The 679-nt window shown below is 42.4% G+C and carries 1 protein-coding gene; it reads left to right on the top strand.

Features of this window, described 5'->3' with window-relative positions:
* Nucleotides 1-165: 165 nt before the first annotated feature.
* On the top strand, nucleotides 166-679 hold a 514-nt coding region (locus tag BWR60_RS36080; RefSeq protein WP_144445892.1), incomplete at its 3' end, for an IS5 family transposase.

Genomic DNA, 679 nt, shown 5'->3' on the forward strand with positions numbered 1-679 from the left:
ACCCCAGACATCGACTGACGAACTTCCCATCGGTAAAAACACCGTGTTCATTTGCAGGTCGTAGGACATTGCAGCCCAAGAGTTTGCCGAGCTACGTTTATAGATTTCACCGGCTTTGTTGCACAAACCTATCTGTAAAGGGTTTTTCAGCGATATAATTTTCAAATGAAGAAGCCTACACACAAAATCTACCGCACAACCAATTGGCCCGCATATAACCGAGCRCTYATGAGTCGCGGAAATATTGCCATTTGGTTTGATCCTGCTACGCAATGGTATGCRCMATCAMAAGGCAARCAAGGGCGAAATCAAACCTACTCCGAYRCAGCSATYCAATGCTGYTTAATGATYAAATCYYTATTCCGWCTSTCTTTACGTATGGTYACWGGYTTTGTKCAAAGTCTGATTAAACTTTGCGGATTAAATTGGATAGCTCCAGATTACACCACGCTTTGTAGAAGACAAAAGCATATTGATATTGTAATCAGCTACCAAAAAAGTAGMGATGGGCTGCATCTACTCATGGACTCTACAGGCATGAAGTTTCTAGGTGAGGGCGAATGGAAACGCAAGAAACATGGATCTGAATATCGTCGCCAATGGCGTAAACTTCATATTGGTATAGATGCTAAAACCCTACAAATACGAGCAGTTCAGCTTACAACCAATAATGTCAGTG

This window comes from Inquilinus limosus (genome assembly GCF_002195995.1).
GTDB lineage: Bacteria > Pseudomonadota > Alphaproteobacteria > DSM-16000 > Inquilinaceae > Inquilinus > Inquilinus limosus_C.